We start from the raw sequence: 20,626 nt of genomic DNA on the forward strand, positions 1-20,626 counted from the left end.
CTTCAAGCACCATTGCAAATCCTTTTATTCGAAAATGTCAGCTTAATATCGCCCCTTGGTTCACCAGCGTGTCTTGCAAGTGCTTCACATCAATTTCTCGTGGGAGGCACTTTTCTTTTGTGGCGATGGCAGCGGCAGCTCCGGCGGCTTCTCCGATTGCGAGGCAAATGGCTTGGACGCGGAAGGAGCCTAATGCTTCGTGCGTTGCTGAGATGCAGCGGCCGGCGACGAGCAAGTTGTTTAGCCCTTGTGGCAGGAGGGCGCGGTACGGGATGTCGTAATGGGTGCCTTTTGGCAGTTTGTAAATTTCCGTCGTTGACGAGTCTGGCGAGTGAATGTCAATCATGTAACAAGATTGGGCAATGCAGTCGTCGAATTGCTTTAATTCGACAATGTCTTCTTGTGTGATGACGTAGTCGCCGATGATCCGTCTTGTTTCCCGAATTCCGACTTGTGGGGCTGTTTGAAGGAGCTCTGCTCGCTTGAACCCTGGCACGTATTCTTTCAGAAAAGCGATGCCATCTAGCACTTGTTCTCGCCCGATCACTTCCGCATCCGTTAAGTCTTGTGGGTCGAGGGCGTTTTTGCCTTGAATGCGTCCAAAGTTAATGCCTACGACATTGTCCACCCACGGGACTGTGAAGATCGCAGCGATATGGTCTCGGTTCACTTTTGTTAAGAAACCGTCGCGCTTTGCCTGTTCGATTTCGTCTGCGAAGCCGGTTGCGTTTACGTACCTATACCCGTCTTCTGTTTTCCAGTAGCCACGCCGCCCTTCTTGGTCGAGCTTTTCGCCAAGTGCTGCTGTATCGACGTTGCCAAGTACATACATAAGTGAGGAAGGCTGCGTGCCTCCGTCTTTATCTCTGCCGATTTTGCAGATCGCACCGGCTCGTTCGGCGACATCTCCATCTCCCGTCGCATCAATGACGTGCGTCGCAAGCAAAGCTTCTCTGCCTGCTTTGCTTTCAATAATGATCGCTTCAATCGTGCCTGCTTTTGTGATCGTATCGACAACGGTTGTGTGGCAAAGGAGCTCGACACCTGCTTCTGCCAATAATTCAAACGCGAGAATCTTGTATTGTTCGGCATTAAACGGCTCCCAGCCTTTGCGATCGGTCATGATCAGCCCGCCTCTGTCATGGAGCTTTTGGCGAATCTCTTGAAAGATGCCCCCGGTAATAAAGCGCTCCTTATCATGATAACCGTAGGCAAAAGAAGTCACCATTCCAGCTGTCCCCATCCCGCCGAGAAAGCCGTGTGATTCGAGAAGAATCGTTTTGGCGCCGTTTCGGGCGGCGCTTAAGGCAGCGCCAATCCCTGCTGGTCCCCCTCCACAAACGACCACATCGGCTTCCGCGCGTACACGTACTTGTTTCTCTATTTCCGTTACTTGTCTCATCTGTTTATTCCTCCAACTTATACGTTTTATTCCTTTGATCCAGACATTGCTAGGCTCTCAATAAACTGCTTCTGCGCAAAGAAGAAGACTGTTAGAACAGGCAATGTTGCTAGGACGGATGCGCTCATCAATGAACTCCAATCGGTTCCAGCCTCGTCGGTAAAGAGAGACAAAGCTAGCGGCAACGTCATTAATTCTCTTGAATTGATGAAAATTAAAGGTTCGAGAAACTCATTCCAATTCGTTAAAAAGGTAAAGATCGTCACCGTCGCAAGCGCTGGCTTTGATAGCGGCAACATTATTTGCACAAAGATGCGGAAACGGGAGCAGCCGTCAATTCGGGCGGCATCTTCAAGTTCTGCTGGGACTTGCTTAAAAAACTGCCTCATTACAAAGATGCCAAACGCTCCGCCTGCGCCAAAGATCGGGATGATCATTAAAGGCAAATGAGTATCAATCCAGCCGAGTTCCCGCATAAAAAGAAAGAGCGGGATGATCGTTACTTCGCCAGGAATCATCATCACACTTAGGAAAGCGAGAAAAACGACATTTCGTCCTTTAAATGGAATCCGGGCGAAGGCGTACCCCGCTAGCGACGCGAGCAATACCGTTCCGATTGTCACCGTGGCCCCAATGTAAATACTGTTAAACATTTGCCTAAGAAAGTGGGTGCTACTAAGAACATTGAGATAGCTATCCCACTGAATGGGGTTTGGGATAAAGGTTGGTGGCAACGCGAAAATTTGGTTAGGGTCTTTTAAAGACGTCGTGACCATCCAAATAAACGGCAACAGCATAATCGCTGAAATGATCGTTAATAAACCATAACGAACGACTGTAGAAACGGAGTTAATCTTCATTGTAGACCCACCTTTTTCGAAGCCACCATTGAATCAAAGTGAATGCAAAAATGACAAAGAATAAAATAAACGCTGCCGCAGAAGCGTAACCCATATCAAATAACCGAAATGCTTTTTCCCAAATATAATAGACAATCACTTTTGTGCTGCTCTCTGGGCCACCTTTTGTCATCACAAAGATTTGCGCAAAGATCTTCATCGCTCCAATAATCGTAATAATCGTCGCCAAAAAGACGGTAGGCGAAATGATTGGGAGCGTGATGTTTTTAAATTGACGCCAGCTTCCAGCACCATCGATTCGCGCCGCTTCGTATAAGTTTTTCGGCACCATTTGCAAGGCGGCTAAAAACAGCACCATGTTTAGCCCGACGTTTTTCAAGACACTAGTTAAAATCACAACGGGCATCGCTAAATTTTTGTTATACAACCAGGCTTGTGGTTCAATGCCAAACCAAGCAAGAATCGAGTTAATAAAACCAAAGTCAGTCGCAAACATATAGCGCCAGACAATCGCCCAGACGACAAGCGTTGTGACCACTGGCACAAAAACAATCGTGCGGAATAGGCCCATTCCTGGTAATGGATGTCGTAAAAGCAAGGCTAGCCCTAGGGCGAGAATAATATTGAATGGTACTAAGCCTGCGGTAAACAGAACTGTATTTTTCATCACTTGTTGAAATTCAGGGTCTTGCACGATTGCTTGATAATTGGCCGTTCCGATAAATTCCGACTGGCCGAGTAAGGGCCAGTCGGTGAAGCTCATATAGAAAGCGAAGCCAATGGGAATAAACATAAAGATCGTAAATCCGAGTAACATCGGGCTTATAAAAAGCCAACCTGCTAGCTCATCTCGTTTAAATATCGGTTTTCGAGGCCTTTTCTTTTTTTGTCTCCATTCTGCCTGAACATCTGCATTCATGTCTTATCCACCCCGCCGCTCATTCTTGCACCAATGGATTGATGCTTGCTTCCATTTGCTCAAGAATGTCAGCTGGTTCTGCCGTTTGGCCGAATAAATGATCAAAGCCTTGGAGGATGTGGTTGTCGATGTTTTGCCATTCTGGATGAATCGGTAACACACGTGATTCTTCGCTTAAGTTTAAAATCGTTGACTCCATGCTCGCTCTCGGCGGATTGCCTGGTTGTTCAATAAAAGCATCTGATTCAAGTACTGATGCCCGTGGTGGCGCGAAGTACGTCGAGGTCGCTTCCATCCCTGTTTCGCTCGCAAAGTAGCGAATCAGATCGAGTGCTTCTTCAGGATGCTCCGTCCCTTCAAACATGACATAGCCTGCTTGCCCGAGAATAGGCGATCTTCCTTGTGAGCCAAGAGGAACAGGAGCGATATCCCATTCAAAATCTTCGATCCCCCGAGCCGTTGAAACATAGCTGTAGACATCAAAAAACATACCGACGTTCCCAGCTTCAAATGCGACTTGGTCCCCTGCGCGAGGATGTGAGCGGTCCTCAAACATCATCCGTTCAAGCATTTCTAACGTCGAGATTCCGGCATCGCTATTCCAAGTAAACTCAGTCGTGTCTTCGTTAAAGAGGTCTCCCCCTTCAGCTCGCGTATGTGCTAAAAGATTTTCCCATGTTTCCCAAGCTCTAAAGAAATTCGCCCCATAGACGCCTTCCTCCTCAGCGATTACAGCTGCGGCTTCTTCAAAAGCTTCCCACGTCCACTCGCCTCGGCTTTCCAATTCTTGTGGCGTTTCTAGTCCATTTTTTTCAAATAAGGTTTTATTGTAGAAAATAATATGTGGCGGGCTTGAGAACGGCACGCCGTAAAGGGCGTCTCCCACTTCATATTGCGTAATTGTCCCTGGCAAAATGTCCTCAAAGTGAAACGACTCATCTTCACGAAGTGCAGATAAATCAGCGAGTATGTTGTTTTCAATAAATTGAGGCACCATTCGCTCAGCCGCCCATCCGATATCCGGCAGCTCTTGCCCCGCTGCAAGCACGGTCATGTTTTGCTGATAGTCAGGAAAAGGCGTCGTCTGGATCGTTACATGTACATTTGGATGATCGACGTAATACGCTTCTAATAATTCTTCATAAACGGCAATGTGGTTTTCATTGCCCCAAGTTGAGAACGTCAACTCAATTTGTTCGTCTCCATTTGCATCCGTTGATCCACCAGAAGATGAACACCCTGCCACAACGAGCAACAGGCCCGCACTTATGCTCCATCTCTTCACTTTAAATTCCCCCCTTTTTGTTCTACCTTCAGTTTAAATAAAGCGCTTACAGTTTAAGAGGGTGTTCGTTTTCGATTTGGTATCCTTTTCTCAGGTTTTCGGCAATCGGACGGTCACCTTTGTCCCTCGTCCTAGCTCACTCTCAATCATGAGCCGTGCTTGTTCCCCTAAAAGCAAGAGAAGTCGTTCTGATATATTTCCAAGCGCGACTTGATTTCCTGCACCACGTCCAGGTTCTTCTTTCATTCGTTCAATTGTTTCTTGCTTCATCCCTTGGCCACTGTCCCGGACTTCAATGTACGAATAGGCATCATCTTGCCAGCCTTTTATGGAAATTCCCCCGCGCCATTCCCCATGCTGATGCCCGTGTTCAATTGCATTTTCAATTAACGGTTGCAAAATTAGTTTTGGAATGGAAAGGGAGCGCATCGCTTCTGGAACAGCGATCGAAAAAGTCACTTTCCCTTCTAAACGTTTCTGTTGGATTGTGATATACGACTCAACGAAAGCCAACTCTTCTCTGAGCGGGACAAAGCGTGTTTTTTGATCAATGCTGTAGCGGATCAGGCGCCCGAGTGAGGCGACCATATCGGAAAGCTCGTACGCTTGTTTTGTAATCGCCATCATATTAATATGTTCCAATGTATTGTAAATAAAGTGCGGGTTCATTTGCGTTTGGAGTGCTTTGATTTCCGCGTCTTTTTCTCTAATCTCCGTTTGGTATACTTTCGCAATTAATTCATTAATTTGCTTCATCATATGGTTAAACCCAATTGCCAATTGCCCCAGCTCATCCTTTGAGCTTCGATTCATTCGATGATGAAACTCGCCTTTTTCTGCTAGCGCCATGACTTGGCGAAGCTCAAAAATCGGCTTTGTTAAGGAACGTTCCGCTACAAGGGCAAGCATAATCACCACTGCAGAGACAGCCAGCATCAGCCCGATTGTAAACAAGCGCAACGATTGTGACGCCCCGACAATATGATGCTCAGGCAAGAAGACAATCGTTTGCACGTCTCCACTTGAATCATTTCGAATAACAGGCAAGTAATCCACCCCATCTACCGCTATACTCTCACGCTCAGCCAGCTGCCAAACGTCCTCTCCTTTCGCTTTTAAGAGGGGGTAAATCGCTTTCCCTGTTTCGTAAATCGGTTCCCCATTTCTATCAATCATCGTAATCGAGGCATCTTCCGATAAATCCACATCCTCTAGAAGGGATTCAATGAAGCTTAATTCAATGTCGACTTTAATCATGCCGAGGGGACGAAAGCCATCAGGATCGCGAAGCAAACGCCCAACAGAAAAAACAGACTTTTCTGCTCCTAGCACATAGGACGGAGAGTGCGTTGGTAGTAACAGAGACGCGCCATTCCCTGCTTCAATCGCCTCTTGCCAATCAGACGTCCCTTCGGCTAAACGATGCACCGTTCGAGGTGAGCCAAGGTCACTAAACAAACTTCCGTCTCGCGTAATGATATGAATACCAGAAAGCTCTTGCCGATTATAAGAGAGCGTCGATAAAAACGAGCTCATTCGTTCGAACTCTTCAGTCTGGGGATAATAGGAATGATGGACATCGGACCGGTTTTTAAGAATCGCTAAAATATCTCTGTCATATAACGGCAACAGCGACAAACGGTGCATCTCATCAATATAGGCATTCACGTTTTGGTTCACTTGACCGATCACTTGAACCGTATAATGGTACGTTTGGTCTTCAAGCGTTTTTGAAAAGTACGCATATGTGATCATCCCTAAAAGGTTTAACGGTACTAAAACAATCGATAAAAACAGCAAAATAATCTTTGGCCGTAACGACACCTTAAGTCCCCTCCACTCCGCTACAATAAGGCTCTTTGCCTAAACTGGGTAGGTGTACAGCGTTTCTCTTTTTTAAATAGTTTCATAAAGTGCTTTTCATTTTGATAGCCTGACATCCTCGCTACCTCATACACACGGAGATTCGTTTGATGAAGCAACGTTTCAGCCCGTTCCAATCGTTTTTGCGTAACATAGGTTGAAAAATTTTGACCGGTTTCATTTTTAAACCATTGACTGAAATAAGTAGGATGCAAATGAACGAGCTTCGCTACAGCCTGAAGGGTAATATCTTGATCAATATGCGTTTTAATATACGAATCCACTTGTTGAATTAAATGGTTTTCATGATCCTCTTGTTCAGGTTCAACGAGACCTCTTTTTATCTCATCAAAAGCAAGCACCACTTCCGTCCGGTCAATGGGCTTCAATAAATAACGACTCACCCCATGTTGGATGGCCTGTTGAGCATACGCGAACTCTTCATGCCCGCTAACAATCACTATTTTTACATGGGGATAGTAATTTCGTGCTTCTCGAATAAGCGATAAGCCATCACGCTTTGGCATCCGAATATCCGTTAATAAAACATCAGGACAATCATGAGCAAGCAACTCCAGCGCCCGCTCGCCATTATCGGCTTCGCCAATAACAGTAAAATCAGTGACAAGCTGATCGACAATCATCACCAGCCCTTTTCGGATCATCTTTTCATCTTCCGCAATGACAACTTTGTACATTTCTGCTCCCCCTTTAAAGAAAAGAACCTTCATTTAACAGAAGGTCCCTCCATTCTTTATGGCGCTGTATTCGTCTGAATCCGCAGTGCATCCACTCTCAAGGCCGCACTTCCTTGTGAGTCAGCTCCCACCTTCACTAAATTTTGCCCAGCTTGGGAAACTGATGTCGAACGAAACAAAAATTCATCATTTCGATAAACGTCGTACGTGGTTTGGCCTGTGGACACCAATTTATAACGCGCTCTCTCCGTTGGGTCAATCTCAACCGCGACGGTAGGTTGGAAAAGCCGATCTTGAATAAACCCTTGGTTACCGTCATATGTGATAAATAGAGACTTCTGTCGGTTGCCTTCTCTAATGCTAATTTCATTGCCCTGACTCGGAGCAAAGACCGACAGCTCCGCCTCTAATGTATAAAACGAATTTGGCAAGTAAAACCCCTCATACGTCAAGTAATGGTAAGCGCCTCCACTTCTACGGTTTTCAATAATGTCAACGAACCCAGCACCTTGCTCAATCGTTCCTTGTGCAGCGCTCCCTTTGGCAATCTGCCACCGCCTTGTGTAATCGTCAAAGCGTTCATCAATGACATTCCACACCTCCCCGTCGCGCACCTCTATCGAAATCGCTTCAGTCGTGATAACTTTTCCTTGATAAGACACTTCTGCTCGTACTTCTGCGATTCCTTCTCCACCAGAATAAAGGCGCTGACCGTCCACCCTCACAACAGACGAATCACTTGAAAACAGGGAAATCGAAAGCTCATTTTCCGCAATCGTTGTTCCATCGTATCGACGAGCAAGAACCTCAAAATCAATTTCGCTATTGGTTGAAACAACTCGACTTGGCAATCGCAAAGAGGCTGACGCCATTTCCACTCGTTCATCACCAAGAATCGCCCGAGCAAGGGCAATTTTCGTAGATCCACGTTGCCCAGCTTCATACACCATGTATAGCTCATCTTCCGAATAAATATAGGAGCGCGACGCCGCACGTCCGTTTTCAGGAGCAACAGCTGACGGCTGATAATAAGGCCCTAAATGAATTTCCTGGTCAAAATTCTCGCCAACATCTACCACATACTGATTTCCTGATCCCCCATGCACCGTAACATAATGGTGGCCATTGTAAGGAAAGTAGTAAGCTCCTGACAAATTCCCTCCTTGCCCAGGCTGCGGGGAAATGAGCGGTTCTTGTTGCGCCTCCCACTCCCGCCCATCAGCTGACCAAGCTAAATAAATCCGCCGCGTCCCATTATTGTTTCCCATTAACAGCATCACATAGCGATTGTCCTTTCCATCAAGCTCATGCTCAAATACACGCGCATAAGAAGCCTCGCTAATCCCTGTAAAATCAGACGTGTCAATCACGACCTGTTCATAATCAAAATGAATGCCATCTTCAGAAGAAGCAAGACGAGTCACTGAGTTTTCCCCATGAAAATACAAAAACAACTTGCCCTCCTCCTCATTCCAAATCGGATGAGCAGAGGCCACATGTGAAACATTGTAGTACGGCTGCCAGTTTCTTGAGATCACCGGGTTCGAAGCGTATTCCGTCCAAGGCCCAGTTACCGAATCCGCATACGCAAGCGCAATCCCTCCTGGAGCATCGTGGGGACCATAATACATGTAATACGTTCCAAGAGGATTCTCAAAATAATCAGCAGCCCGAATAACCGTCGGAAAATCAACTTCTCCCGTTGGATTATACCGCATCTCACTCGGCTCAATCAGCGTTTTTTCAAAATGAAACAACGGCAACTCATGAGCCTCCATACGATCATCGCCCAAAACCAGACCAGCCAACAATAAAATCACCGAAACAGTAAGCGCTTTCAATGGAGATTTCATTTAACTCCTCCTCTCATATGTCTACTCATTATAGCGTCAAGCAAAGCTGTAGATATTCCTGTTGCATTAAGATCTGGTGGTGTTTTTTTAAGGGGTTTTTTAGATTGATTGAACTGATCGGTAGTTGCATCACTTTTTAGGAAGGCACCTCTTCAGAAACTAGAACATGCATCATAATCGTTTTCTCGTTGGTAATCATTTGTAATTGCCTTGGTTCATATCGCTATGACTTTCTAAGAAGACGCTTGTCAAAGAAGTCCCTTGAGTTAAAAAAGGATTCACGCAAAAGAGCGGATGTTGAAACCATCCGCTCAAAGCAATAAGTATGACGACTTTCTCGAAATGCAACTTCAAAGGTGAAATGGAAGGAGACGTCTTCAATCTACGCCTACCCAACGAGGGTGACTTTTTCTACAAATGATCGATTGGTGGATTTCTTTCTATTTCAGTCCACGCGCTCATGTAGAGTGCGACAAAAGATCCGGTAAATGGCGAGCCTACATTAGGGCATTTCAATCCACGCACTCATATAGAGTGCGACATCAAACCACAGCTCAACAGTTCCGATCTTAACCGATTTCAATCCACGCACTCATATAGAGTGCGACATCAACCCCACAAGGTTAACAAACAAAGCGATATATATTCAATCCACGCACTCATATAGAGTGCGACCTTTAGTTTTACGCTTGTCTAATTCCGGCAAGTCATTTCAATCCACGCACTCATATAGAGTGCGACTCAGCTTCTTTAGCATCGACTTCGCTTTGTTTTATTTCAATCCACGCACTCATATAGAGTGCGACTAAAGTCTTTCCTAGCCACCGTACACCGTCCTAAAATTTCAATCCACGCACTCATATAGAGTGCGACAAGTAATGAAAAAGGAACAGCTTTTAACATTGATATTTCAATCCACGCACTCATATAGAGTGCGACATACAACTTTTTCAAAACGTTTAAAAGAGCTAAATTTCAATCCACGCACTCATATAGAGTGCGACGGATAAATCCATTTCCCACCAACTTTAAATTTAGATTTCAATCCACGCACTCATATAGAGTGCGACTAAAAGCCGTCTTCCCAATATGTCATTTTAACGAATTTCAATCCACGCACTCATATAGAGTGCGACGCGCTGCTAAGGGTGCCTTTTATCCATATCAAAATATTTCAATCCACGCACTCATATAGAGTGCGACGAGGGCCGGAGCTTGTCCATGATCCGAAAGTGGATTTCAATCCACGCACTCATATAGAGTGCGACGTCACAGCCCAGGCAACTCTTGAGATGCAAGGGATTTCAATCCACACACTCATATAGAGTGCGACCTTGGATGTCCTTTAAGCCACTTGTTACCGCTTTATTTCAATCCACGCACTCATATAGAGTGCGACGCACAAATGGCACCAAGTTCCAGCTGTGTTCTTATTTCAATCCACGCACTCATATAGAGTGCGACGTAAGTGTGAATATTGTTTTTACTTGCCTCCTCCATTTCAATCCACGCACTCATATAGAGTGCGACTTCACTAAAACAACAGCTATGCTGCCGTCATTGATATTTCAATCCACGCACTCATATAGAGTGCGACCGGCTGGCATTAGAGACACTTGTACGGCCAGCCTGATTTCAATCCACGCACTCATATAGAGTGCGACCTCTGTTCATAAAAAAAACTATCATGTACACCAATAATTTCAATCCACGCACTCATATAGAGTGCGACGGGGACGGATAAACGAATCGGACTATAGAAAAGCAATTTCAATCCACGCACTCATATAGAGTGCGACAGCGAATTTCCCCTACTTATTGGGAATAAAACAATAAATATTAGGGAAAGTCGCTTCTTTCCTTAATCATAACACGGAACACGTACAACATTTTAACACTTTAATACATATTATCTCATATTCAAACTCTTTTTTGGTGCGGGTGATCTAGGGATTTTATGTGCGCTTGGGGTTCGCACCAAATAAAAGGGATCTACCCCACAAATATTTCTGCAATTTGGGATTTAATCTTCAACTCTCAATTTTAGCCGTTTTATTATCAGAAGTTCCCAATCTTTTTAAAGCAGAGATAAGAGAAGGCCTTAATTTCCAGATAAAATTCCCTTTATCATCAAGCTCCCTCTCGACAGCTCCATCAAATAGTACATTCCAGTAACGTTTGCCACCCCTACTATTAAATGGCGGTTCTTTTTGAAGCTTTTGATAGATCTTTTTGGCAATACTACGATTCCAGGCGGTCACCTGTTGCTGCGATACTCCGCCTAAAGCTTCACCGATTTCCGTTGCATTTGATTGATAATTAGGTTGCTTATATACAAAGAAAACCATCTCTAAGCCGATCTTGTTGAAAACTTTTTCATCCTGCAAGAGATTTATCCACTCTTCCTTACTCAGGTTTAAAGGATCTTGGTTATGCCAAGTCATATAAAATTTCACGTCCTCTGTATTTACTTAGTACATAACCGATATTTTCTGTTTTTCCACGAAGTCATAAAGAGTGCGACAGGTACAAGCTGCTGCTACGATGGAGTGCTTAAAATTTCAATCCACGCACTCACGAAGAGTGCGACACATCGATCCAAAATCCTTCAAGACTTATAAAAGGATTTCAACCCACGCACTCACGAAGAGTGCGACTGACGTATGAAATACGCAGCACGTTCGCCACAAAAATTTCAACCCACGCACTCACGAAGAGTGCGACTTTGGCTTCTGCTTTAGTCTTAAAACCGCGTTTTATTTCAACCCACGCACTCACGAAGAGTGCGACCATAATAAGACGTAAGACATGCGGTGTCTCGTCGAATTTCAACCCACGCACTCACGAAGAGTGCGACCAGCTTTTCGAATGATACAGTAGTCAAGACCCACATTTCAACCCACGCACTCACGAAGAGTGCGACGGTACCGTCTTCTATTCCATTAGCGCATAATTCAGATTTCAATCCACGCACTCACGAAGAGTGCGACAAAAGCAGCAGAGGCGATAGCTACTAAACCAAGAATTTCAATCCACGCACTCACGAAGAGTGCGACTGATGACTGAATAAAAGGTTTGTTTCTCTACTGATTTCAATCCACGCACTCACGAAGAGTGCGACAGCGGAAATCCTCTAATTAAAAGGGAAAAAAAGCTCTTAAAGTAGGAAATCTTCATTGATTCTACTCTAATCCTTTAAAACCAATAACATCTTTCTTCAAATTAATACACGTTAACACATATTTTAATTGTTTTTTGGTGCGGGTCCCCTAGGGATTTTATGTTCACTTGGGGTCCGCACCATTAAAAAATCAGAGGATCCTCTATGTCTACGGTCGGTTTTGCACCAATGTGCTCCACTTTCGATTTATAGTTGTTTCCTAATCGATAAATGCGCAAACTATCTTTTTCTTTATCAATTAAACTACTTAGTTCAAGTTTTAATGATGTTAACTGAGCTGAATCCACAATACACTCGAAAACGGAATTTTGCACTCGTTGTCCGTAGTTTTGGCATGCTTTGGCCACTTTGCGCAGCCTTTTGGACCCTCCTAGGCTTGACGTTTGGACATCATATGTAATCAAGACGAGCATGTTTTCACCTACTTCCACAAAAATGGCGGGTATTCGTCTAAATCTCCTCGTAGGAAACGGGCCAACAGTAAAGCCTGAGCATAGGGCACAAGCCCCCATGAAATTTTTTCTCCGAGATAAGGGTGGGATATTTTTTCTTGCTTCTTGGTTTGCCACGCTTTCAGAAACGACTTACGTGCATCATCTGACATAAGGACTGCGCCGTTTTCCTTTTTGTAGAAGTCATCCGCTGTCACTTCCTTACGATTAATTAAAGATAGGACAAATCGGTCAGCATAAATTCCCCTTAACTCTTCCATAAGATCTAATGCAAGAGATGCCCGGCCAGGTCGGTCTTGGTGCATAAATCCGACATAAGCATCCAAACCGACCGTCTCTAGTGCAGCGGCAGCATCGTTTGCAAGTAAAGTGTATGCAAAGGATAGCATCGCATTCACGTTGTCCTTTGGCGGTCTTCGTGAACGTCCATGGAAGGTAAAACTATCTTTCTGCTGTAAAATCATTTGATTAAACACTTTATTATAGTTGATTGCGGCTTGTCCTTCCCAACCGCGAAGGCTTTCGAGGTTATCACAGCTACGAACCTCTTGCAAAATCGTTGAAAGAAGCTGAGAAATGGATTTAAACTGTTCAACATCTACTCGTAGAGGATGCTCTCGCGTCATTCGTTCCAGCATCCATTTGTTGTTGTAAATTTTCCCTATGATGAAATTCCGGGCAATGTTTGTTGATTCTTTCTCACTTTCTGAAATACGATACTGTGTCTTCCTTAAGACGACATTGCCGCGACTTTCACCGACGACTCTTGCTAAAAAACGTCCGTTTTTTGTTAGAAAGGTTATCGAAATATTTCGATCTGCACAATAGCCCATTAACGCTGGACTGGCTCCTGTATAACCAAAGCTGACAATCGACTCCAAATTGTGAAGAGGAAGCCTGCCAAGTTTTTCTTGTTCTTTAAGTAAAACGACATTGTCTCCATCGAGTGACAAATACGTATCAGGCTGAGTCACATACAACGTGTTTAACAGCTTCTTCACTCGCTCAGCCTCCCCTCAATATAGCTTTTCACGGAGCGTTTATTCATCAACTTCGGCAAGCAAATATGTTGCAACGAACAGTTCTTGCAAAAAGGACCTGTCTTCACTTTTGGAGTATAACGATTGTCATAGTAATGATGCATTTCTTTTGCCATTTCGACTACTTTCTCTCTTAAACTATCGGTGATTGCTACTTCCACACGGTGCTTGATCTCATTGTAAAACAAATACCCCTTGTCAATGCGACAAACAAGCATTTCTTCTAAACAGATGGCCTGGGCAACCAATTGGACAATGTCTTCATCGCCCTTCTTTGGCTTGCCCCGCTTGTACTCCACAGGAAATGCTTGATACGTGCCCGACACACCTGACAACTCCACGCCATCAGGATCCTCAACGAATTCGACGACATCACAAATCCCGCTAATTTGCAGTTGCTTTGATTGAATCGGCATAGCGCGGACAGTGAGCTTACTGCCACGCTTTTCTTTAATAAATGGCTGATCCGCTTTTTTATGCAGATGCTGTCCTTCAATTGTCCTTACATTTTCTTCCCATTGCTGTTCGATGTGGATCAGGGCCCACTGCCGTTTGCAAAATTGGAAATGCTGCAGGCCCGATAACATCAAATAGCGATCTTCTTCCTTACTGACCATCCAAAACCTCGACAGATAGTCCTTCCAAATCAGATAACTCAACAGAATAATTTTCTTCATCAAAAGCTTTTGGTGAATCCGTCTTCGCTTCAACCTTTAAAGAACGATGCACTTTGGCGGAAGAATATTGGCCAAGCTTTGAAGAATGCTCCCACCAGTACACTTTATGGACTTCCATGCTGCCGTCTGGACGAGCGGAGGAGCTGTCATTCTCAAACAAAGTGACGAGTGCCTGTTTGATTTTCTCTGCGTCCTCATTCGTAAAGCCTGTTTTTTCAGCCAACTGTGTGTTGATGCTGCCTTTAAACACATAAACGCCAAAGTCGACACGGTGCTTCATTCCCATGGTATCAGAACTACGTTTGTCACCAGTTACGGAGTTTACGCTTTTCGTAATTTGCGTACTGACAATGTCAATGGGGTCTATACTCGTTGCAGTATGAATTGAAACAGGACCACGAACGCCGACAGATAAGTTCGACCCTTTAAAGGCAAATACTTGTCCAAAACTGCGGACATCAATCCATTCCTCACAAGCAATTTGTGCAAAATCGTCGGAAGAAGCATTTTTTGCTTTTAACATCTTGGCTAACTCAGGATTCGAATCTGCCCGCTCTCGCAAACTTTTATGAGAATCTACCTTCCGATCATCGGATTGAACAAATACGGGCTCTCCCATGTCTTGCAAACGATTGCGGATTTTACGTTTAATGGCGACGTCAGAAATTTCTCCATGCCCGTCATAGTTTTGGCGCGGACGATTCCCATTTAGCGGATCTCCATTTGGATTTGCTTTTGAGACAGACAAGATAACAGCGAAATCAATTTTATGGTCAAGTGTGCTCATTGGTTCGGTTCCTCCTCTTTCTTCTTATAAAGTTCACGGCGTTGGCTATAAAATCCGAGCAAATATTTTTCCGTCAAAGGGGTGTTGTTAAAATCATCAATGTCAAATTGGTCACTAATTTCATCGATAAGCTTTGATAAATAAGTTGATTTCGTTCCAAGTTTAGCTTGGTATGGCTGCAAGCTTTCCTGAATGGTCTTCCAAGTACGACTGGGATTTTTTGCGAACGAATTCATATAGCGAATCGCATTAGTGGCCCTTGTTTCGTCTTTACCAAGAGCACCTCGTTCTAACACATCAGCTACAGCGAGCAAGCGTCCAAACAAATAGCTACGGTCTTTTGAATGTTGATCTAGCGCCACACCCCATTCCTCCTTCTTTTCTATGAACATTTTTCGAATTAGTGCGCAAGTAATGCTTAACGTTTTCTCCCATTCCCACCGCTCCATCGCCACAGGATTGGATGCGCGGTGAAAAGCGCTCTTTACAATATCTTTAGGAATTGGGCGCTTATCCACAATACAAGGGAGCATTCGCTCCATTAAGCCTTTGACAACCTTATCACTTGCCCGTGGTCCGTATGCTGCAAAGGCAATGTCTTTCGTTGCAGGAGCTCCAAAAAATGAAATAAATTCCTTTTCATCTCTTTTATAGCGATGCTCCCAAGCACAAAATTGGTGCCACTCCTCTAAACGGTCTAAATAGAGTTCTTTATTCAAATTTCGATAATAGAGAACAGCCATTCTTCCGGTAGTCGCAGAATCAAGGACAAGAATGTTTACCTCAGGTTGGTACTTCAAATCACTTCGGTAGCCACCGATGGCTTTCGTTACTTCCTTTGCAAAAAGTTGTCCCGTTTCTGGATCCCGTTCCAATTCCCGATTGCTATGCCTCATCATATCGACCGCATCATCATCTGGATTCGGGACTGGACTGTTATCATTACTCCAAACGAGAAACACTCGCTCATCGATTGTTTTCCCTTGGCGATGAATCAACCATTTTAGTGCATTATGAGCCTTCTGTGACACTTCGTAGCTAATGCCTACTGCTTCCTTACTTGTCTTAAAACGTCCGCGAAAAGTAAAACCAGTATTATCATTGGCTGATATTAGTTTCGCCTTGTCTGCAGCATGACGGATTTTATTCGCATGACGTTCCGTACTTGGAAGCCGCTCACCTTTCACAAAACAAATATCTTCTTCGCCTAATTTTTCATTGTAAAAAGCGATGAAGGAATCAAACATTTGTTTATCTTTCCAAACATCATCAATCGATTCAGGGTGAAAGACATTGAACCGGACGAAAGCGCTGTACTGGTCAGTCGCACCACTTGAAAAAATAGCGGGCTTTCCTCCAATCTGCTCTTCGTATGACTTGTCCCATTTTTCGAGTAATTGTTGATTTTTATCGAGTACAAGTACTCCTTCACTGACCAAATCTTCAATCAAACGCCCTTTTTTCAAATACGTATAAATGCACTTCACCTTCTCCGTCGCATACGGAGAGTTCGCCCACTCAGCTAAATTTTTAATGTAAGTGTCGAAAGGAACGTCATCTTGATTTTTGATCTCCCCCCCATATTTGACAAAATCACCAGCAACATAGCTGAGCTTATCGTGAAGTGGATACGGTGCGATTTTTGAACCTGACCGGCTGGCAGCCTCTTCCGTACACGGAATGACCGTGCTTGCTTTCGTTAAAGCTTTTGCCCTTAGAAAGTCACCGTCTTCATCGATCGTTACTTCAATATGGGCATTTTGCGTCGTATGGGAAATCGGCAGAAGTGTGTACTCCCGATCTTCCCCTTTTTTCACCGTTTTTCCAACCTGGTCTAGATTGTCATCATACGTTTGATGCAATTGAAGCAACCAACTCATGTTATTCACCTCCTACCTCATAACTTAATTGCTCAACCGATTGGATGTCGTCCCGCTTAAATTCCTTTGGTTCCATTTCTTTGATCGGACGAATCATCGTACAGTCTTCCGGCTTTGGAAACTTGATGTATCCATCGTTCATGACAGCTGGCCACAAACGGACTTCAAGCTGATTTTGCCCTGTCTCATCCGGATAGTTAAAGCCATGAACCATCGTTCCTAAACGGTACTCTCCTTGTCCATCGTAATAGCCGGAGCCACTACCAAACTCACACGGGGCAACATACCCTTGGCACTCCCTCGTCCCAAGAAAAATATCCCGACGTCCGCCAGCTTTTAACGAACGTTGAAGAATGCTATAATGCTTCCCTTCATTGCGGTCAAATGCCAAGTCTGGACGGTTAAAATTGAAGTCAAAATGGGCCTTCACCTGATAATGCACGTCTTTTAAATACGTATAATGGGCAAGCGTGTTGCCCCCACCATAGTCAATCGGACGCACTCCTTTAGACTCCATTTGAATTGGCTTCATAACTCGAAGCTTATCAATGGTAAATATAATAGTCGGTTTCCAGTATATCGATTCAACGATTCCCTTCAAGGCTTGATAAGTAGGGACACTGTAGGAAAGCTTCTCACCGCCAATTTTCGTGAGCGGATCGGTAAAGAGAGCGTAATCGCCAAATACTTCAAATTGGATTTCGTTTTTCATGCGTTGGATTCACCTCCTTTTTAGGGTGTGGCGCAGCCTGAAAAGAATTTTATCCCCACAGGCTGCTCTAATATCTAGCTCGTTCTCCTATTAATTACTTCGACAATTTGTCTAAGTATTTCAGCATAGATTATTTCGACTTTTTCATTCATTAATTTTGTTTTTTGCGTGTTCGTTTTCATCATGTGCTTTCCTCCTTTCTGCATTATAAATATGCAGGCAAAGTGGAAAACGTCCGTACTTACTTATTATTGAAAATCAAGTCCAAATCTTTTAGAACGAGTTCTAATTTGATTCAGTTATCGTAAATTAGTATTACTATCTATTTATTCGTGGATTGAAATTTTTCAAAGCATCATGTCGCACTCTATACGAGTGCGTGGATTGAAATAATAATAAGTATGTACGAAAGCCTATCTATAATAAGATAGGTTTTTTACCATGACGTAAACTCCATCCCGCCCTCCCCTTTTAAATCGACGCCGTACTTGTCGTGATACCAGCTTTCCTTTAATTCATACACCATTCCGTCCAAATGCATGACGAGGGCGTTTTCCTTTTTTAACTGGTCAATCTCCTGAGAATAAAGGTTCACTGTATATTGTTGGGCTTCTCTTAACACTTTCCCCAAATCGTCAACCCACTCATCACTGTTTAGTTGAGCAATTATATCCCGACCGTCTCCATAAGGAACAATAACGGATGTCGTGTGTTGGTCAATTACACGAAAGTGGTCTGCTGCTGTTTTATAACTTCCGTTTAATAAAAGAGGAAAAGCCGTCCCATTCTTCTTTTGAAAATGAGTCACATAGCTATTTTCCTTTGCATGAAACATCAAAAGCTTGGTCATTTCTTTATCTACTTTTGATACATAATAATTTAATTCGGCATCCATTCGGTTGTAGTAGTAAAGAAAATATTCACGCATTGCTGCTTGGGAGAGGAGATTGCCTTCGTATTTTTCGGCTTTCTTTTTAAAATTGGCAAAGATGTTCCCTGCAATCCACTTCCCTGCCTCAATCTCCTTCAATTTCGATAACTTTTCCTCCGCATGATCGATGACGTATACATAACGCAAGCGATCTTCTCCATGGCGGTTGCATCGACCTGCAGCCTGAGCAATTGAGTCGAGCCCAGCCAGTGAGCGAATCACACATTTAAAGCTCACGTCGATTCCTGCTTCAATCAATTGCGTAGTCACACAAATAAACGGCGTTCCTTCTTGAAGCAAAGTCCGAATTTCATTTAATTGTTCCTTACGGTGGGCCGCGCACATCGATGTACTTAAATGGAAGACCGGCAAGGGACCGCCTTTTAATTTCTCATACAGGTTTTTAACTGCTGATTTGGTATTTAAAATGACAAGGGTACTGCCCCATGACGTTGCTTCGGCCCTAATCCATTCAGCGAGCTCCTCATTAGTCATCGGTTTGGCGGTTTTATTGATAATTTCCACTCGCTTAAACGCTTCGGATACTTCCGTTAGGTTCGGTACAATTTCCCCATCCCGCTCCTTTAAAAGGCCGTGTTTTACGTTTTCAAGACTAGGCTGAGTCGCTGTACAAAGGAGAATACTGCAGTGGGCAGACTTCTTTAAAAAGTTGAGTGCTTCGTTAAAGAGAGACACACATTTTGTCGGCACTTTCTGCACTTCGTCAAAAATCAAAACGGAATGGCTTAAGTTATGCAATCGCCGTGTATTGCGGTTCCCTTTTGCGTAAAATACATTCAAAAACTGGACAAGAGTCGTGAAAATAATCGGGCTATCCCAGTTATCCCGGGCAAGTTTCAGCCGCTCCTTTTTCGTGATCATCCCGTCTTCTTGTTCATCACCAAACTCACTTTCGCTATACTCTTCCTCGATTACGTTTGAATGGTGTTCTAAAATGTTCTCATTATCTTCCAAAATGCCACGGACCTCTTGAGCATTCTGTTCAATGATGGTCGTGAAAGGAACAACGTAAATAATTCGTTGCTTCTCATATTCTTGCGCATGTTTTAAGGCATACCGCAGGCTCGCCAATGTCTTTCCTCCACCTGTCGGAATGGAAAGCGTATAAATACCAGATGGTCGTTTGGCAAATGATTCACACTGATCAGACATCGCAGACCGCAATACATTAATCGGTTGCTTTGCTTCGCTGCTTTCTTTTAATGATGTAAGATGGTTCATTAATTTTTGATAATAATGCTCAAACAATGGCCTATGCTGAATACGTTCTTCTTCCTGCGCCTGTTCTTCAAACATACGTGTGTCAGTGCGGTCGGCATCGATTAAACAGCTAAATATGTACTTAGTTAGAAAAAAGCTTTGTGTTGGACTATTATCCGTAAACTGCTTGATCTCCTCCACTGCTTTCGTGACATACTCTGTGAATTCCGCTTTTGGCACAACTTCCTGAAAAAAGCGCTCGACAGCTAACCCATATTCCGCAAGGTCCTTCTCTAAAACACGCTTTAGAAAGTTCGATTCTATCGTAGGAGAGATATAGTCTTGCAAATTAGAATGATGTGAAATGATGGCGTTTCCAACAATTTCGGCAAGAAGCTTTTCGTGGAACGTATTTTCCTTATTATGAAGCATGCCAAATAGAAGTTTGCCTCCTGCCGTAGAGTGGTCGACTTGACCTCTTTTTTTCTCGGCTAGTTCCGGATGGAATACAGCTTTATCAAGGTAATCTTGAAATTCATCACTAAATTTCCCCAAGTCATGAAGCACCCCTGCTAAGCCAGCGACATGTTTCAATCCAAGCTTTGCCCCATGAGCCTCAGCTATTCGACTGGCACCAAGCAAATGGTCTTTTAACGTTTGTTTTGCTTTATCCGTTTCTCGTACATGAGCAATATACATGGCCAAATCTCCTAAAAATGTGATTTATCCATGTATATTTTACCATATAAAAAGTCCGAAATCACTAAAAACTAGACAACATTCTCTCTTTTTCTACTCTATTATCTGTGTAGAGCGTTTTTATAGTAGTTCAAAAGGCTTCAGACTTCGCACACACAGATTTTGA

General features: G+C 43.8%; 15 protein-coding genes and 2 CRISPR repeat arrays. All 15 genes read right to left on the reverse strand.

Annotated elements, in window-relative coordinates; all coding sequences use genetic code 11:
* Positions 1–37: 37 nt before the first annotated feature.
* Positions 38–1,402, reverse strand: a complete 1,365-nt coding sequence (locus V5G21_RS06595) for an FAD-dependent oxidoreductase (RefSeq protein ID WP_011248420.1) — start codon at positions 1,400–1,402, stop codon at positions 38–40.
* Positions 1,403–1,428: 26 nt separating this feature from the next.
* A complete protein-coding gene (locus V5G21_RS06600) occupies positions 1,429–2,262 on the reverse strand; it encodes a carbohydrate ABC transporter permease (protein ID WP_011248421.1) in 834 nt (277 codons plus the stop codon).
* Positions 2,252–3,181 carry a carbohydrate ABC transporter permease gene (locus V5G21_RS06605; protein WP_095293905.1) on the reverse strand — a complete coding sequence of 310 codons (930 nt, stop codon included), beginning with the start codon at positions 3,179–3,181 and terminating at the stop codon, positions 2,252–2,254. Before V5G21_RS06605 ends, V5G21_RS06600 begins: the two co-directional genes overlap by 11 nt.
* Positions 3,182–3,200: 19 nt before the next feature.
* Complete coding sequence (locus V5G21_RS06610; protein WP_035203523.1) at positions 3,201–4,466, reverse strand: ABC transporter substrate-binding protein; 1,266 nt, start codon at positions 4,464–4,466, stop codon at positions 3,201–3,203.
* A 90-nt stretch (positions 4,467–4,556) separates the two neighbouring features.
* Positions 4,557–6,290, reverse strand: a complete 1,734-nt coding sequence (locus tag V5G21_RS06615; RefSeq protein WP_095256978.1) for a cache domain-containing sensor histidine kinase — start codon at positions 6,288–6,290, stop codon at positions 4,557–4,559.
* Between the two features lie 20 nt (positions 6,291–6,310).
* The gene (locus V5G21_RS06620; RefSeq protein ID WP_179289983.1) at positions 6,311–7,027 is read right to left on the reverse strand and encodes a response regulator transcription factor; all 717 of its coding nucleotides are present in this window, start codon (positions 7,025–7,027) and stop codon (positions 6,311–6,313) included.
* A gap of 56 nt (positions 7,028–7,083) precedes the next feature.
* Positions 7,084–8,880: a hypothetical protein gene (locus V5G21_RS06625; RefSeq protein WP_095253758.1), complete on the reverse strand. Its 1,797-nt coding sequence runs from the start codon at positions 8,878–8,880 to the stop codon at positions 7,084–7,086.
* A 442-nt stretch (positions 8,881–9,322) separates the two neighbouring features.
* Positions 9,323–10,680: a CRISPR direct-repeat array (repeat unit 32 nt; unit sequence ATTTCAATCCACGCACTCATATAGAGTGCGAC).
* 230 nt (positions 10,681–10,910) lie between these two features.
* On the reverse strand, positions 10,911–11,324 hold the full coding sequence (locus tag V5G21_RS06630; RefSeq protein ID WP_095317606.1) for a hypothetical protein: 414 nt from the start codon (positions 11,322–11,324) through the stop codon (positions 10,911–10,913).
* Positions 11,325–11,438: 114 nt separating this feature from the next.
* A CRISPR array of direct repeats spans positions 11,439–12,001; the repeat unit is 32 nt.
* A gap of 182 nt (positions 12,002–12,183) precedes the next feature.
* A complete protein-coding gene (gene cas2, locus V5G21_RS06635) occupies positions 12,184–12,474 on the reverse strand; it encodes a CRISPR-associated endonuclease Cas2 (protein WP_041824839.1) in 291 nt (96 codons plus the stop codon).
* An 8-nt stretch (positions 12,475–12,482) separates the two neighbouring features.
* The gene (gene cas1c / locus V5G21_RS06640; RefSeq protein ID WP_011248430.1) at positions 12,483–13,514 is read right to left on the reverse strand and encodes a type I-C CRISPR-associated endonuclease Cas1c; all 1,032 of its coding nucleotides are present in this window, start codon (positions 13,512–13,514) and stop codon (positions 12,483–12,485) included.
* Positions 13,511–14,170: a CRISPR-associated protein Cas4 gene (gene cas4, locus V5G21_RS06645; RefSeq protein WP_041824141.1), complete on the reverse strand. Its 660-nt coding sequence runs from the start codon at positions 14,168–14,170 to the stop codon at positions 13,511–13,513. The genes cas1c and cas4 overlap by 4 nt, the downstream gene beginning before the upstream one ends.
* Positions 14,160–15,017, reverse strand: a complete 858-nt coding sequence (gene cas7c, locus V5G21_RS06650; RefSeq protein WP_011248432.1) for a type I-C CRISPR-associated protein Cas7/Csd2 — start codon at positions 15,015–15,017, stop codon at positions 14,160–14,162. Before cas7c ends, cas4 begins: the two co-directional genes overlap by 11 nt.
* A complete protein-coding gene (cas8c, locus tag V5G21_RS06655) occupies positions 15,014–16,897 on the reverse strand; it encodes a type I-C CRISPR-associated protein Cas8c/Csd1 (protein WP_095317605.1) in 1,884 nt (627 codons plus the stop codon). Before cas8c ends, cas7c begins: the two co-directional genes overlap by 4 nt.
* Position 16,898: 1 nt before the next feature.
* Positions 16,899–17,609, reverse strand: a complete 711-nt coding sequence (gene cas5c / locus V5G21_RS06660; protein ID WP_095317604.1) for a type I-C CRISPR-associated protein Cas5c — start codon at positions 17,607–17,609, stop codon at positions 16,899–16,901.
* A 436-nt stretch (positions 17,610–18,045) separates the two neighbouring features.
* The gene (locus V5G21_RS06665; RefSeq protein ID WP_011248435.1) at positions 18,046–20,460 is read right to left on the reverse strand and encodes a CRISPR-associated helicase/endonuclease Cas3; all 2,415 of its coding nucleotides are present in this window, start codon (positions 20,458–20,460) and stop codon (positions 18,046–18,048) included.
* Between the last annotated feature and the right edge of the window lie 166 nt (positions 20,461–20,626).

It is taken from the genome of Shouchella rhizosphaerae, from assembly GCF_036700015.1.
Classification (GTDB): Bacteria; Bacillota; Bacilli; order Bacillales; family Bacillaceae_D; genus Shouchella; species Shouchella rhizosphaerae.

Coding starts and splice junctions, on each gene's coding strand:
- V5G21_RS06625 (WP_095253758.1), bottom strand. CDS start 8,880: ATGAAATCTCCATTGAAAGCGCTTACTGTTTCGGTGATTTTATTGTTG.
- V5G21_RS06630 (WP_095317606.1), bottom strand. CDS start 11,324: ATGACTTGGCATAACCAAGATCCTTTAAACCTGAGTAAGGAAGAGTGG.
- V5G21_RS06595 (WP_011248420.1), bottom strand. CDS start 1,402: ATGAGACAAGTAACGGAAATAGAGAAACAAGTACGTGTACGCGCGGAA.
- cas2 (WP_041824839.1), bottom strand. CDS start 12,474: ATGCTCGTCTTGATTACATATGATGTCCAAACGTCAAGCCTAGGAGGG.
- cas4 (WP_041824141.1), bottom strand. CDS start 14,170: ATGGTCAGTAAGGAAGAAGATCGCTATTTGATGTTATCGGGCCTGCAG.
- cas7c (WP_011248432.1), bottom strand. CDS start 15,017: ATGAGCACACTTGACCATAAAATTGATTTCGCTGTTATCTTGTCTGTC.
- V5G21_RS06605 (WP_095293905.1), bottom strand. CDS start 3,181: ATGAATGCAGATGTTCAGGCAGAATGGAGACAAAAAAAGAAAAGGCCT.
- V5G21_RS06620 (WP_179289983.1), bottom strand. CDS start 7,027: ATGTACAAAGTTGTCATTGCGGAAGATGAAAAGATGATCCGAAAAGGG.
- cas5c (WP_095317604.1), bottom strand. CDS start 17,609: ATGAAAAACGAAATCCAATTTGAAGTATTTGGCGATTACGCTCTCTTT.
- V5G21_RS06600 (WP_011248421.1), bottom strand. CDS start 2,262: ATGAAGATTAACTCCGTTTCTACAGTCGTTCGTTATGGTTTATTAACG.
- cas8c (WP_095317605.1), bottom strand. CDS start 16,897: ATGAGTTGGTTGCTTCAATTGCATCAAACGTATGATGACAATCTAGAC.
- V5G21_RS06665 (WP_011248435.1), bottom strand. CDS start 20,460: ATGTATATTGCTCATGTACGAGAAACGGATAAAGCAAAACAAACGTTA.